Source organism: Sphingomonas sp., from assembly GCF_023266535.1.
Classification (GTDB): Bacteria; Pseudomonadota; Alphaproteobacteria; order Sphingomonadales; family Sphingomonadaceae; genus Sphingomicrobium.
Map to the genome: position 1 here is coordinate 1 of NZ_JAHFPY010000071.1, position 14,144 is coordinate 14,144.

Sequence of the window (14,144 nt, forward strand, 5' to 3'; positions counted from 1 at the left end):
CTGGTGCTGGAGCGCACGATCGACGCCCCGATCGATCTGGTGTGGGAAGCCTATACCGACCCCGAGCATCTGAAGCGCTGGTTCGCGCCGCGCCCGTTCGAAATCACCGAGTGCGAGCTCGACCTCCAGCCTGGCGGCGTGTTTCGCATCCGCATGGTCGGACCCGACGGCTTCGACACCGGCCACGGCGTTCCCGGCTGCGTGCTCGAAGTGGACAAGGGCAAAAAGCTGGCCTGGACCAGTGCGCTCGGCCCAGGATATCGCCCGAACGAAGCCGGCGTTGGCTGCGAAAGCTTCCCGATGACCGCAGTCGTCACCTTCGAGGACGCCGGCAATGGCAAGACCGCCTACAAGGCTGTTTCGCTCCACCGGAACGAAGCCGACCGCAAGGCTCACGAAGATATGGGCTTCCACGACGGCTGGGGCACGGTCGCCGGCCAGCTCGAGGAATATGCCCAGGGCCTGAGCGCCAGAGCCTGAGCGCCATCACGAAAATGCGCCGGGATCTTTCGACCCCGGCGCACCCCGTTCCCCCGGTAAGGGGATTTTTATTTCACTGGGTCCCCATCAAAGTGCCACTTTGATGGGATCCTAATAGCCGCGCCAGTAAGCGGTGCGGCGGGTGATATCGATGTCACGGATGCGGCCATCGTAATTGACCTTGCAGTCAAAGCTCAGGTCCGCACCGTTGCTGTAGCCATAGCTGCCGTAGCCGCGGCGGCCATAGCCTTCGTAGCCCTGGTAGCCCGAGGTGGCGACACCGTAGACATGAAGGCCGTAGGACTTCCGATCGACACGGGTAATGCCCTGGACACGGCCGCCGGCGCCATAGCCGTTATTGTAGCCGTAGCCGTTGGAGCCGTAGCGGTTGTAACCGCCGCCGTTATAACCGTTATAGCCATTGTAACCGCCGTAGCCGCCCATGTTGCCGTAGCCATAATAGCCATTGTAGCCGTTCAGGCGGGCCTCGACGGCGCGGGCGCACTGGTCGATCGCGGCGCTCTGGTTGTTATATTGGTTGTAGCCGTAGTTGCCGTACGGATAGCGGCCATAACCGAGGATCTGGCCGACGATCTGGCCGACCACATTGTTGTTATAGCCATATCCGTAACCATAGCCTGGATACTGGGCTGCTGCCGGGCTTGCGATACCCACCAGCGCTGCCAAGCCGGCTGCCCCGGCCAGTAGTTTGATCTTCGCCGACATCGGCTTTCTCCTTAGAAACGCAACAATCCACCCGGATTCCCGGGAATAAGAACGCATTTAAGGACCGGCGGATGCATCTGCTCTGAATAGCAATTCGCCCGTTTGTTCATAATGGTTAACAAGGCGAGCAACCGACGCTGGCGCGGAATTCCTAATGGAATTCAAGCTGGCGGAGAGATTGCGAGCCCGGACGGCCTGCGCGCGGCAGCGCGACAGGACCGACGGCGCGCGATTCACTCGCGCGCCGAGGCAATTCCTTAGTAACCTTGCCAGGTAGCAATGCGCCGCTTGATCGAGATGTCGCGGATCTGGCCGCTGCGATAGACCTTGCATTCGAAGCTGAGGTCCGCGCCCGCGCCATAGCCATAGGTGCCATAATTGTTGCGGCCATAGCCCTGGTAGCCGCCGTAGCCCGAGCTGGCGACGCCGCTGACCTTCAGGCCATAACTTTTGCGCTGGACCCGCGTGATGCCTTCGACCCGGCCAAACTGCCGGTAGCGGTCGTAATTATAGCCCTGATAATAATTGTAATTGCTGCGGTTGAGCCGCTGCTCGACGGCGCGCGCGCAGCGATCGACGCCGAACCGTTCGTTGCCATACTGATTGTAGCCATAGTTGCCGTAGGGGTAGCGGCCATATTGGTAGCTGTTAATCAGCGCGCCGAGGATTCCACCCTGGTTGGGAGGCGGCGGCGGAGGATAATATTGGGCTTCAGCCGGGACCGACATGCTGACGAGCGTCGCCAATCCGGCCGCTCCGATAACAAGCTTTACCTTCGCCGACATCACTGCCTCCTTTGATGTGCCGTTACGAATAACGTTACACCTCCGGAAAGGATGCAAGCAAAATGCAAAAGAAAAGGGGAGCATAGGCGGCGGCCCATGCTCCCCGGGGTTCGGACAATTGAAGGTGTAACAATCACCGTCCCGCGCCAGTAGTTATCGAAGGATAATATGCTTCAAATTTGTTTCGCTTAGGCACTTGGGCCGCATGCCGCTGTGCGGGGCGCTGCGGATAAGTTATGCCTGTAGCCGTGGGGAAGGGGTTTCGGCATCCTTCTGGGCGGGTCATAGCCCTCGGTCGCCTGATGCTGGCGACGCTGTTCTTTGCCGCCATCCTGATCGATGTCAGCCAGCCGACCCATTACCCTGAACTCACCTATGCGCTGCTCGGCGGCTATGTTGTGTTTGCCGCCGTCATCGTCGCCGCGACCTGGCGCGATTGGTGGCTCGACGCCAAGCTTGCGGGCCCGGCCCACGCCGTCGACATCATCTTGTTCGCCGCGCTGGTCCTGCTGACCGAGGGCTTCACCAGCCCGTTCTTCACTTTCTTCATCTTCCTGCTGCTGTCGGCGGCGATCCGCTGGGGCTGGAACCTGACCGCCGCAACCGCGATCCTGCTCGCCCTGCTCTATCTAATCGTCGGCATGCTGGTGGTCAGCACCGACCAGGTGTTTGAGCTGCAGCGCTTCATCGTCCGCGCCGGCCATCTGGTGATCATCTCGCTGATCCTGATCTGGTTCGGCGCCAACCAATGGCGCACGGCCTATTATCTGCCGGACGAGGAATTGCTGTCTCGTCCTAAAATTGAGGAATCGCCGCTGGAGAACGGCCTCCGCGCTGCCATGGCCGGCGTCGGGGCCAAGCACGGCGCCTTCATCTGGCGCGAGCCCGGTCGTGACGAATTGCACGGCCTCGCCATCACCGACGGCAGCGTCGGCATGGTGAAGCTGCCGTCGGATGGTATCGCCGAACAGTGGGCGACAAGTCCCTTCCTCTACGACTTGGCCAGGAACCGCGGCCTCAGCCGCGACGCCGAACGCAACCTTGAGCGAATCACGCCGCGCGACAGGATCCCCAGCCGGACGATGGCCGAATTGCATCTGGCCGAGGGGTTGGCGATTCCGGTCCAGTCCGACCGCGGCGAAGGAGCGCTATTCCTCGAACGCATTGCCAATCTGTCGACCGACCACATCGACATCGGCCAGCAGGTCGCGGCCGACGTGTCCGTCCATATCCAGCGCCACGCTCTGTTGAAGGCGGCCGAAGACAGCGCCGAAGCTCGTTCGCGCCTGACCCTCGCCCGTGACCTTCACGACAGCGTGGTGCAGTTCATTGCCGGCGCCGCCTTCCGGCTCGAGGCGATGAAGCGGACGACTGGGGCTGGCCGCGATATCGAGCCGCAGCTCGACGAGCTGAAGCAGCTGATGATGCAGGAACAGCGCGAGCTCCGTAACTTCATCAAGGCATTGCGCAGCGGTCCGTTGGTGGCGCTCAACGACCTTGCCGCCGAGCTGAAAACGCTGGCCGAGCGGCTGACCCGTCAATGGGACGTCGCCTGCAATTTCTCGGCTCGATCGGCCGACTTGATGATCCCGACCCGGCTTCGGCTCGATACGCACCAGCTGATGCGCGAGGCGGTCGCCAATGCCGTCCGCCACGCCCAGGCCAAGTCGATTGACATCGAACTGAACGCCGCGCCGAATGAGCTTCGGCTGACGGTGGTCAACGACGGCGCCGCCTTCCCCACGCGCGGCGGACGGATCGAGATGCCGACCTCGCTCGGTGAAAGGGTGCAGCAGGCTGGCGGCATGATCGACATGGCGCGGGGAATGGGGGTTACGAAATTGTCGATTTCGCTTCCGATCGGCGAGGGACTGGCATGACCAGGGTGCTGCTTGCCGACGATCATCCGATGATCCGCACCGCGCTGGAAGTGCTGCTCCGCGACACCAGCTACGAACTGGCCGGCATCGCCGGGACAGGCGAGGCCGCGCTCGCCGAGCTGGAGCGGCTCGACCCGGAGATTTTGCTGCTCGACCTGCAAATGCCGGGCGGCAGCGGCATGGACGTGCTGCGTCAAATCCGGGCGAAGAAGAAGCCGGTCAAGGTGATCCTGCTGACCGCCGCGATCGATGATCACACCCTGCTCGAAGCCAAGGCGCTAAAGGTCCACGGCATGGTGCTGAAGAATTCGGACCCGTCCTATCTGCTCGATTGCCTCGACACTGTCCGGCTCGGCCGAACCTGGATCGACCCGGAGCTGATCGAACGCGCCGGCGAGCTGGCCAAGGCCGGCAAGCGCAGCGCGCATCGGGGCCTCGCCCCACGCGAGCGCCAACTGGTCGACTTCGTCCGGCGGGGCCTCCGCAACCGGGAGATCGCCGAACAGCTCGGCGTTACCGAGGGCACGGTCAAAGCTTATCTCCACGCGGTGTTCGAAAAACTCGGCGTCAGCAGCCGCACCGAGCTCGCTATCCGCGCCGGGGAATTCCTCGCCGTTCCCTAGGCGTCCGGCAGCCTACTTCGCGCCTTCCATCCCCGTGAAATGGCCGAGGAAGGCGTAAACGTCCGAATATTCCTCGATGATCTTGGTAACCGGCTTGCCGCTGCCATGGCCTGACCGGACGTCGATCCGGATCAGGTGCGGCGCCGTGCCGGTGTCCGGCTCGGCCTGCAGCCTGGCGATATATTTGAAGCTGTGACCGGGAACGACGCGGTCGTCGGTGTCGGCGGTGACCGCGATCAGCGGCGGGTAATCCTTGCCGCCCTTGATGTTGTGATAGGGCGAATAGGATAGCTGCGTTCTGAAATCCTGCTCCTTGTCGGGATGGCCATAGTCATCGACCCAGTAGCGGCCGGCGGTGAATTTATCGAAGCGCAGCATGTCCATCACGCCGACGCCCGGCGCGACCGCGTCAAACAGGTCGGGGCGCTGGTTGGTCACCGCACCGACCAGCAGGCCGCCGTTCGACCGCCCGATCGCCGACAGCCCTTTCGGGGCGGCGATGCCTTCTGCCTTCAGATATTCGCCAGCGGCGATGAAATCGTCGAACACATTCTGCTTGTTCTGCAGCCGGCCCGCATCGTGCCAGGCATTGCCATATTCCGAACCGCCGCGAAGGTTGGCCACCACATAGGTGCCGCCCTGCTCGATCCAGGCGATGGTCATCGGGCTGAAGCCGGGCGTCAGCGCGATGTTGAACCCGCCATATCCGTACAGCATCGTCGGCGCCGGCCCGGTCGAGCCTTTCTTGCGGACGATGAACATCGGCACCCGAGTGCCGTCCTTCGACGGATAGAAGCGCTGCTCGACCGAGATGCTGTCGGGATCGAAGGTCAGCTTGGGCACCGCCCATTCGCTCGCCCGCCCGGTCGATGCGTCATAGCGATAGATGGTCGTTGGCCGGTTGTAGCTGGCGAAGGAGAAGAAGGTCTCGGGGTCTTTGTCCTTGCCGCCGAATCCGGCGACCGTGCCGATGCCGGGCAGCGCGATCGTCGACAGCTGCTTGCCGGTCAGGTCAAAGGTCCGCACTTCCGACTTGGCATCGACCAGGTAGGCGGCGATCAGCTTGCCGCCGACCAGGTCGACATCGTCCAGCGCCGACTTGGCCTCGGGGATGACAGTGACCGGGGCGATCCGCCTGATCGCATCCGCCGCCACGACCCGCTTCAGCGGCGCATCCTGGTCGGTCGAAAAGAAGAAGCGGCTGCCCTCGTTGCCGATATAGTTCCATTGGTTCTTGAGGCCGGTGAACATGGCGATCGGCGGGGAGCCCGGCCGCTTCAGGTCAACCACATGGACGTCATTCTCGTCGCCCGCTTCGGAGGTAGTCACCACCAGCCAGCGGCCGTCCTCCGTCACGAACGCACCATGGCTGAGCTTGGGATTGTCGGGCGTCGCATAGACGACCTTATCTGCCGCCTGCGCTGTCCCCAGCCTGTGGAAGTAGACCCGCTGGTTGAGCGTCGCGTCCTGGAAGGTCGCACCGGCGGCGGGCTCGGGATAGCGCGAGTAATAAAAGCCCTTGCCATCCTTGGCCCAGCTGACGCCGCCGGCATATTTCAGCCACTTGAGTTCGTCGGCCAGGATTTTGCCGGTGGCGGTGTCCATCACCTTGACGGTGCGCCAGTCGGTGCCGCCGTCCTGGATCGAATAAGCCAGCAGCTTGCCGTCCTCGCTCGGCGTCCATTCGGCCAGTGCCGTCGCACCGTCGGCCGACCAGGTGTTGGGATCGATCAGCTGCCTTGGTTCGCCATTCAGCCCGCTGCGTACGAATAGGACCGACTGGTTCTGCAGGCCCGTGTTGTGGGTGTAGAAATAAAGACCCTCCTTCTTCACCGGCAGGGCGTATCGCTCATAATCGTAGAGCTGGGTCATCCGCTGCTTGAACGCGGGGCGGAGCGGCAGCGTGGCGAGGAATTCGTCGGTCACCTCATTTTCGGCGGTCACCCAGGTCCGCACCTCGGGATCGTTGCGGACGTCATTTTCGAGCCAGCGATAGGGATCGGCCACCGAGGTTCCGAAATGATCCTCGGTGAGGTCGACGCGGCGCGCCGGCGGATAGCGGAGGCCTTGCACGACCAGCGTTGGTGCGGGCGACGGCGCCGGCTCGGCGGCAGCCACCGCAGGAGGCGGCGGTGCCGGAGCACTGACACAGGCAGTAGTCGACAGGAAGGCAAGCAACAGGATCCGGCGCATGTGGACATCCCCCGAGGGCAAAAAGAAAGGCGCCGGCAAGCTAGCCGACGCCCTTCTGATTACAAGCGGTTCGAAACGTTAGGCTTCGACCTCGTCCTCGATCATCACCGGACCCGAGTCCTGGCCCTTGGCCGAGGTGTCGCGATCGATGAATTCAATGATTGCGATCGGCGAGGCGTCCGACGCGCGGATGCCAGCCTTGATGACGCGAGTGTAGCCACCGTTACGGTCGGCGTAGCGCGGGCCGATGACGTCGAACAGCTTCACCAGCTGCGTGTCATCCATCAGCCGGGCATAGGCCAGACGGCGGTTGCTGAGGCCGCCCTTCTTGGCCAGCGTGACCAGCTTCTCGACGTATGGGCGAAGCTCCTTCGCCTTGGCGGTCGTGGTGGTGATCTGCTCATGCTTGATGAGAGCGGCCGCCATGTTGCGGAACATGGCTGCGCGGTGGGCCGAAGTGCGCTGCAGCTTACGATGACCGACGCGATGACGCATTGTTCTTTTCCTTCGTTCGTAGAGGGGCCGTATCAGGCACCCCAATCCTGGCAGCAGTCACGGTCGCTGCGCTTCACCGTCGCCCCGGCCGACGCCGGGGCATTGGTCGTTAGCCCAGAAGTTCCTGTTCGAGCTTCTTGGCCATTTCCTCGATGTTCTCCGGCGGCCAGCCGGGGATGTCCATGCCGAGGCGCAGGCCCATCGAGGCAAGGACTTCCTTGATCTCGTTGAGGCTCTTGCGGCCGAAGTTCGGCGTGCGGAGCATCTCGGCCTCGGTCTTCTGGACGAGGTCGCCGATGTAGATGATGTTGTCGTTCTTGAGGCAGTTGGCCGAGCGGACCGACAGCTCCAGCTCGTCGACCTTCTTGAGGAGGTACCGGTTGAGCTGGTTGGTGTCGGCGGCCGTGCCTTCGACCGGAGCGCCGCCCATGCCGGGGACGCCGGCCATCGCCGCGGTCGGAACGGCGCGGATCTGGCTCTCGTCGAAGTGGACGAACAGCTGCAGCTGGTCCTGCAGGATGCGGGCCGAATAGCCGAGCGCGTCCTCCGGGGTGACGGTGCCATCGGTCTCGATGGTCAGCGTCAGCTTGTCGTAGTCGAGCTCCTGGCCGACGCGGGTGTTCTCGACCTTGTAGGCGACCTGGCGGACCGGGCTGTACAGCGCATCGACCGGGATCAGGCCGATCGCGGCGTCGGCCGGACGGTTGGCCGCGGCCGGGACATAGCCCTTACCGATGTCGGCGGTCAGCTCCATGTTGAGCGTCGCGCCGTCGTCGAGGTGGCACAGCACCAGGTCAGGGTTGGTGATCTCGATGTCGCCGGTGGTGGCGATCTGGCCGGCGGTGACTTCGCCCGGGCCAGTGGCCGACAGCTGGAGCCGCTTCGGGCCCTCGCCTTCCATCTTCAGCGCGATCTGCTTCACGTTGAGGATGATGTCGGTGACGTCCTCGCGGACTCCCGCGAGGCTCGAGAACTCATGCAGCACGCCCTCGATCTTGATCGAGGTCACCGCTGCACCCTGCAGCGACGACAGCAGCACCCGGCGCAGCGAGTTGCCGAGGGTCATGCCGAAGCCGCGCTCCAGCGGCTCGGCGACGAACGCGGCCTTGCGGCGCACGTCGGTACCCGGCTTGCGCTCCAGCGCGTTCGGCTTCTTGAGTTCCTGCCAGTTCTTTGCGTTGACGGCCATGTTACTTCCTTGGCAGTGGAGCCGCGGCGTCCCGCTAAGCTCCGGATTTAAAACCTAATTCGTCATTCCCGCGAACGCAGGAACCCAGCGAAGAGCTTAGACTCTCCGCCGCTTCGACGGCCGTACCCCGTTGTGCGGGATCGGCGTGACGTCGCGGATCGAGGTGATCTGGAAGCCGACCGCCTGCAGCGCACGAAGCGCGCTCTCGCGGCCCGAACCCGGACCCTTGACCTCGACCTCGAGGGTGCGGACGCCATGTTCGGCGGCCTTGCGGCCGGCGTCTTCAGCCGCGACCTGCGCCGCGTACGGCGTCGACTTGCGGCTGCCCTTGAAGCCCATCATGCCGGCGCTCGACCAGGCGATTGCATTGCCCTGCGCGTCGGTGATGGTGATCATGGTGTTGTTGAAGCTGGCGTTCACATGCGCGACGCCGGCGGTGATGTTCTTGCGCTCGCGACGGCGGAGGCGCTGAGGTGCTTGAGCCATTGGAAATCCCTAATTTCTCTAAGTCGAGGAGAAGCAGCCCTTGGGCTTACTTCTTCTTGCCGGCGATCGGCTTGGCCTTGCCCTTGCGGGTGCGCGCATTGGTATGCGTGCGCTGGCCGCGGACCGGCAGGCCCTTGCGATGACGCAGGCCGCGATAGCAGGCGAGGTCCATCAACCGCTTGATGTTCATCGCCGTCTCGCGGCGAAGGTCGCCCTCGACGGTGTAATCGGCGTCGATCGCCTCGCGGATGTGCAGCACTTCCTGGTCGGTCAGGTCCTGGACGCGGCGCTCCGGCGCAATCGACAGCTTGTCGGTGATTTCCTTGGCTTTGGCCTGGCCAATGCCGTGGATATATTGCAGCGCGATCACAACGCGCTTGTTGGTCGGCAGGTTAACGCCGGCGATACGTGCCATGTAATACTTCTCCTAGCTCCACAGGGCGGCGGGCACCCGACCGCCCCATCTCAAAGCGTTAATCCCATCAAACGGAAAAACGGCGCGCGCACGAATGCGCCGCCGGTCTACCGGTGAAACGGGATAGCGCGCATGTAGGATTGGGCCAGCGCAGAGTCAAGCGTCTGGACTTGCAAGTGAATGACGCTACCGGTTGGCCATGCGCAAGCTGGGGTGGGCACTAGTTTTTGTCGTCATTTTGGTCGCCGCGGCGGTCGTGGTCCTGCCTGGCTATGTCGAGCGGGGCCAGAACCATGTCGACGGCAAGCCGCTGATCCCGGTCAGCGAACAGGCACGCAAACTCCACGCCAGCCTGACGATCGTTGACCTCCATGCCGACACGCTCTTGTGGAAGCGCAGCCTGCTGACCCGGGCCGACCGCGGCCACGTCGATCTGCCGCGGCTCGAACAGGGCAATGTCGCGTTGCAGGTTTTTTCGTCGGTCACCAAGTCGCCCAAGGGGCTCAACTACGACCGTAACAGCGCCGACGCGACCGACGACATAACCCTGCTGGCGATTGCCCAGGCTCAACCGGTGCGCACTTGGGACTCACTGCTCCAGCGCTCGCTGTTCCAGGCCCGCAAGCTCGGCCGGGCGGTCGCCGGCTCGGACGGGAGTCTTATCAAGATCACCGACAAGTCAGGTCTCGACAGATTATTGGTCGAGCGCCTCGATGAAACCAAGCGCCCCGTTCTGAAAACCCCCTATGCGACCCCCGTTCGAGGACCTGTCCCGGTCGGCGCCATGCTCTCGATCGAAGGCCTCCACGACCTCGAGGGCAAGTCCGGGAATCTCGACAAGCTCTATGCGGCGGGTTTCCGCATGGCGGGCCTGACCCATTTCTTCGACAACCAGCTGGCCGGGTCGATGCACGGCGAGTCCAAGGCCGGCCTCACCCCCTTCGGCCGGCAGATCGTCCGGGCGATGGAAGCCAAGGGGATGATCGTCGACGTCGCCCACTGCAGCCACGCCTGCGTCGCCGACATTCTCGCCATGGCCCGCCGCCCGGTCGTCTCCAGCCATGGCGGGGTCAAGGCGACCTGCAACAACAACCGCAACCTCACGGACGAGGAAATCCGCGGTGTCGCCCGGACTGGCGGCGTGATCGGCATCGGCTATTGGGACGCGGCGGTGTGCGACATTTCGCCGCACTCGATCGCCAGGGCGATGCGTTACGTCCGCGACCTGGTCGGGATCAGCCATGTCGCGCTCGGCAGCGATTTCGACGGCTCGACTACTACCCGCTTCGACGTCGCCCACCTCGACCAGGTCACCCAGGCCCTGCTCGACGAGGGCTTCACCCCGGACGAGATCCGCGCAGTGATGGGCGGCAATGCCCTGCGCGTGATCCGCGCCGGACTGGTGCCGATGCCCGCCCTTGTGCCAAGGGCCGCGCGATGAAGCGCCTGTTCCACGACCAGCCGATCCCCGAAGACCTTCGCGGCGCGATCATCGCTCTCGGCAATTTCGACGGCTTCCATCTGGGCCACCAGGCGGTGGTCGGCCGCGCGGTGCAGCGCGGAGCGCACGAGCGGCGGCCGGTGATCGTCGCCACCTTCGATCCCCATCCCGTGCGCCACTTCAGGCCCGATACGCCGCCGTTCCGGCTGACCACGCTCGACCAGCGCGAGGAGATGTTCGCCCATGCCGGGGCGGATGCCATGCTCGTGTTCAGGTTCGGCGCCGAACTGGCCAGCACGACCGCCGAGGATTTCGTGGTGAAGCTGCTCGGCGAGCATCTCGGCGCGGCCGGCGTCGTCACCGGCGAGGACTTCACCTTCGGCAAGGGCCGCGGCGGCAATGTCGACGTGCTGCGCGATCTCGGCGCGGAGCACGGCATTATCGCCGAAACGGTCGGCGCCGTGCTGCTCGACGGCACGCGCATCTCCTCCGGCCGGATTCGGGAGGCGCTGCAGGCCGGCGATCCCCATGTCGCTACCCAACAGCTGACCCGCCCCTTCGCCATTCGCGCCGAAGTCATTCACGGCGACAAACGCGGCCGCGACTTCGGCTGGCCGACCGCCAATATGAAGCTCGGCCCCTATTTGCGCCCCGCCTATGGCATTTACGCGGTCCGCGTCCGCCTGCCCGACGACAGCGAATATGACGGCGTCGCCAATCTCGGCCACCGACCGATGTTCGAGCCCGACGAGCTGCTCGAGGCGCATCTGTTCGATTTCGACGGGGATCTTTACGGCCAGCCGGTCGAGGTCGCGCTCCACCATTACCTGCGGCCCGAGGCCAAGTTCGCCACCAACGACGAACTGATCGCCCAGATCGGCCGCGATGCCGCCCAAGCCCGAGAGTTGCTTATATGAAGTTTTGGCTGGGCCGGTTGGCCCTGGTTCTGGCAGTCGCGTTCTTGGGTCTGCCCTTCGTCAATGCCAGTTGGCTGGCCTCCAAGCCGGTCGGCGCGATCAAGCTGATCGCTCATCGCGGCGTCGCCCAGCAGTTCAGCCGAAAAGGTGTGGACAACGACAGCTGCACGGCAACCAGGATCGAACCGCCGGTCCATAACTATTTAGAAAACACCTCGCGTTCGGCGCAAAAGGCGGCTGAAATGGGCGCCGACATGGTGGAGCTGGACATTGCTCCGACCGCCGATGGCAAGATCGCCGTTTTCCACGACTGGACGGTCGATTGCCGGACCGAGGGCAAGGGCGAGACCCGTTCCAGGACCCTGGCCGAGTTACAGGCGCTTTACCCTGGCTATGGTTACACCGCCGACGGCGGCAGGACCTTTCCGCTAAGGGGGCTGCACAAGGACCATATCCCCGGTCTGGAAGAGGTGCTTGCTACCCTCCCGAGAGCCGCGATCCTGTTCAATTTCAAGAGCAAGGACGCGGCCGAGGCTGACCTGCTTGCCGCGGCGCTCAAGGCCGCGGGACGCGACGTCAAGGCGCATGGCGACGGCTTTTACGGCGCGCCCGGCCCGGTCGACCGCATCCGCCAAATCTATCCAACCGCCTGGGCCTGGACCAAGGAAGGTGCCAAGGCTTGCACCAAGGATTATCTGCTGACCGGCTGGACCAGCTTCGTCCCCGAAAGCTGCAAGAACGGAACGATCATGGTGCCGCTGAACCGGCAATGGGCCTATTGGGGCTGGCCCAACCGGCTGCTCCAGCGGATGAACAAGGCCGGCGCCAGGGTGGTGGTCATCGGCCCCTATGGCGAGGGCGAAAGCGGCACCGGACTGTCGCTCCCGGAACAGCTTGGCCAGATCCCTTCGACCTTTACCGGCTACATCTGGGTGGAGGATATCTGGACGGTCGGCCCGGCCTTTCGTCCGAGCCGCGACTATCGCAACCAGGCGCAAATCGATGCCGCCGAGGAAGGGCTGAAGCGGCGCCGGGCGCGGATGAAGTAATCCTCCGGGTTTGCATCTGGCGCATGGCCCGCTAAGGCCCGCCGCAATGTCCGACGCGCCTGATAACAAACCCGATTACCGTTCGACCGTCTTCCTGCCCAAGACCGACTTTCCGATGAAGGCCGGCCTGCCGCAGAAGGAGCCGACGATCCTCGCCAAATGGATGGCGGGCGACATCTATCAACAGGTCCGCAAGAGCCGCGCGGGCCGCGAGAAATTCATCCTTCACGACGGCCCGCCCTACGCCAATGGCGACATGCACATCGGCCATGCGCTCAACCATATATTGAAGGACATGGTGGTTCGCACCCAGACGTTGCTGGGCAAGGACGCGCCCTATGTGCCCGGCTGGGACTGCCACGGCCTGCCGATCGAGTGGAAGGTCGAGGAGCAGTATCGCAAGAAGAAGCTCAACAAGGACGAGGTGCCGGTCAAGGAGTTCCGGGCCGAGTGCCGCGCCTATGCCCAGCATTGGGTCGATGTGCAGCGCGAGCAACTGAAGCGGCTCGGCATCGGCGGCCATTGGGACAAGCCCTACCTTACCATGAACTTCGAAGCGGAGGGGACGATCGTCTCCGAGCTCTACAAGTTCGCGACAAGCGGCCAGCTTTATCGCGGCGCCAAGCCGGTGATGTGGTCCCCGGTCGAAAAGACCGCACTGGCCGAAGCCGAGATCGAGTATGAGGACATCACCTCGACCCAGATCGACGTGGCGTTCGAAATCGTCGAAAGCCCGATCCCTGAACTTGTCGGTGCCCATGCGGTGGTGTGGACGACCACGCCGTGGACCATCCCGGTTAACCAGGCGATCGCGTACAACCCGGACGTTGAGTACGGCATCTACACTTGGGGCGTAGGCAGCCCCGACGGCTCTGACGAAGCTGCAGCAGCAGCCTATGCGGACGTCGTTGCCGAGCAGCCTTGGCTGACTGGCAAATCGAGCCTCCTGCTAGCCAAGGAATTGGTGCCCCAGGTTCAAAAGCGTCTTGAGGCGGCGGTCAAATCTGCTGGCACAGAGATCGAATTGAGCTTGGAACTTGAGAAGCGCGCGACTTTCAAAGGCTCCGGCCTAGCCGGCACCATCGCGCGCCATCCGATGCACAAGCTCGGCGGCTTCTTTGCCAAGCCCCGCCCCTTCCTGCCCGGCGACTTCGTCACCACCGACAGCGGCACCGGCCTGGTCCACATGTCGCCCGACCATGGCGAGGATGACTTTGAGCTGTGCAAGGCCAACGGCATCGATCCGGTGTTCGCGGTCGAGGCTGACGGCCGCTACCGCGACGACTGGCCCTGGCTCGGCGGCAATGACGAGCGGCGCATGTCGGTCATCAACCCCAAGTTCAACGCACCGGACGGCCCGATCAACAATGATCTGCGCGAGGCCGGCGCGCTGCTCGCCGCCTCGGCCGACTATGTCCACAGCTATCCGCACAGCTGGCGGTCCAAGGCCAAAGTCATCTACCGC

Annotated in this window: 14 protein-coding genes; 7 read left to right on the top strand and 7 right to left on the bottom strand. The window is 63.8% G+C overall.

Going from position 1 to position 14,144, the window contains the following annotated elements:
* A partial coding sequence (locus Q0C64_RS10930; protein WP_294123710.1) for an SRPBCC family protein occupies window positions 1-480 on the top strand: 480 nt, incomplete at its 5' end.
* A 111-nt stretch (window positions 481-591) separates the two neighbouring features.
* Here the strand turns inward: Q0C64_RS10930 and Q0C64_RS10935 are convergent.
* Both Q0C64_RS10935 and Q0C64_RS10940 read right to left on the bottom strand, forming a co-directional pair.
* Window positions 592-1,206: a hypothetical protein gene (locus Q0C64_RS10935; RefSeq protein ID WP_294123712.1), complete on the bottom strand. Its 615-nt coding sequence runs from the start codon at window positions 1,204-1,206 to the stop codon at window positions 592-594.
* Window positions 1,207-1,463: 257 nt separating this feature from the next.
* Window positions 1,464-1,991 (bottom strand): hypothetical protein, encoded by a 528-nt coding sequence (locus Q0C64_RS10940; RefSeq protein WP_294123714.1) that lies wholly within the window; start codon window positions 1,989-1,991, stop codon window positions 1,464-1,466.
* A gap of 302 nt (window positions 1,992-2,293) precedes the next feature.
* On the opposite strand from Q0C64_RS10940, the gene Q0C64_RS10945 reads away from it, so the two are divergent.
* Both Q0C64_RS10945 and Q0C64_RS10950 read left to right on the top strand, forming a co-directional pair.
* On the top strand, window positions 2,294-3,871 hold the full coding sequence (locus tag Q0C64_RS10945; protein WP_294123716.1) for a histidine kinase: 1,578 nt from the start codon (window positions 2,294-2,296) through the stop codon (window positions 3,869-3,871).
* Window positions 3,868-4,494: a response regulator transcription factor gene (locus tag Q0C64_RS10950; RefSeq protein WP_294123717.1), complete on the top strand. Its 627-nt coding sequence runs from the start codon at window positions 3,868-3,870 to the stop codon at window positions 4,492-4,494. The genes Q0C64_RS10945 and Q0C64_RS10950 overlap by 4 nt, the downstream gene beginning before the upstream one ends.
* Before the next feature lie 12 nt (window positions 4,495-4,506).
* Here Q0C64_RS10950 and Q0C64_RS10955 read toward each other — a convergent pair whose 3' ends face one another.
* From Q0C64_RS10955 to rpsM, 5 genes are all read right to left on the bottom strand, one after another.
* Complete coding sequence (locus Q0C64_RS10955) at window positions 4,507-6,687, bottom strand: prolyl oligopeptidase family serine peptidase (RefSeq protein ID WP_294123718.1); 2,181 nt, start codon at window positions 6,685-6,687, stop codon at window positions 4,507-4,509.
* A 78-nt stretch (window positions 6,688-6,765) separates the two neighbouring features.
* Window positions 6,766-7,182, bottom strand: a complete 417-nt coding sequence (gene rplQ, locus Q0C64_RS10960; RefSeq protein WP_294123722.1) for a 50S ribosomal protein L17 — start codon at window positions 7,180-7,182, stop codon at window positions 6,766-6,768.
* 109 nt (window positions 7,183-7,291) lie between these two features.
* Window positions 7,292-8,371 carry a DNA-directed RNA polymerase subunit alpha gene (locus tag Q0C64_RS10965; RefSeq protein WP_294123724.1) on the bottom strand — a complete coding sequence of 360 codons (1,080 nt, stop codon included), beginning with the start codon at window positions 8,369-8,371 and terminating at the stop codon, window positions 7,292-7,294.
* 96 nt (window positions 8,372-8,467) lie between these two features.
* Window positions 8,468-8,857: a 30S ribosomal protein S11 gene (rpsK, locus tag Q0C64_RS10970; RefSeq protein WP_166202296.1), complete on the bottom strand. Its 390-nt coding sequence runs from the start codon at window positions 8,855-8,857 to the stop codon at window positions 8,468-8,470.
* A gap of 46 nt (window positions 8,858-8,903) precedes the next feature.
* Window positions 8,904-9,272, bottom strand: coding sequence for a 30S ribosomal protein S13 (rpsM, locus tag Q0C64_RS10975; RefSeq protein WP_294123732.1), 369 nt, complete (start codon window positions 9,270-9,272; stop codon window positions 8,904-8,906).
* A gap of 199 nt (window positions 9,273-9,471) precedes the next feature.
* On the opposite strand from rpsM, the gene Q0C64_RS10980 reads away from it, so the two are divergent.
* From Q0C64_RS10980 to Q0C64_RS10995, 4 genes are all read left to right on the top strand, one after another.
* The gene (locus Q0C64_RS10980; protein WP_294123733.1) at window positions 9,472-10,713 is read left to right on the top strand and encodes a dipeptidase; all 1,242 of its coding nucleotides are present in this window, start codon (window positions 9,472-9,474) and stop codon (window positions 10,711-10,713) included.
* Entirely contained in the window at window positions 10,710-11,630 is a 921-nt protein-coding gene (locus Q0C64_RS10985) for a bifunctional riboflavin kinase/FAD synthetase (RefSeq protein WP_294123735.1), read from the top strand. Before Q0C64_RS10980 ends, Q0C64_RS10985 begins: the two co-directional genes overlap by 4 nt.
* Window positions 11,627-12,679 carry a glycerophosphodiester phosphodiesterase family protein gene (locus Q0C64_RS10990; RefSeq protein WP_294123737.1) on the top strand — a complete coding sequence of 351 codons (1,053 nt, stop codon included), beginning with the start codon at window positions 11,627-11,629 and terminating at the stop codon, window positions 12,677-12,679. The genes Q0C64_RS10985 and Q0C64_RS10990 overlap by 4 nt, the downstream gene beginning before the upstream one ends.
* Window positions 12,680-12,725: 46 nt before the next feature.
* A partial coding sequence (locus tag Q0C64_RS10995; protein WP_294123739.1) for a class I tRNA ligase family protein occupies window positions 12,726-14,144 on the top strand: 1,419 nt, incomplete at its 3' end.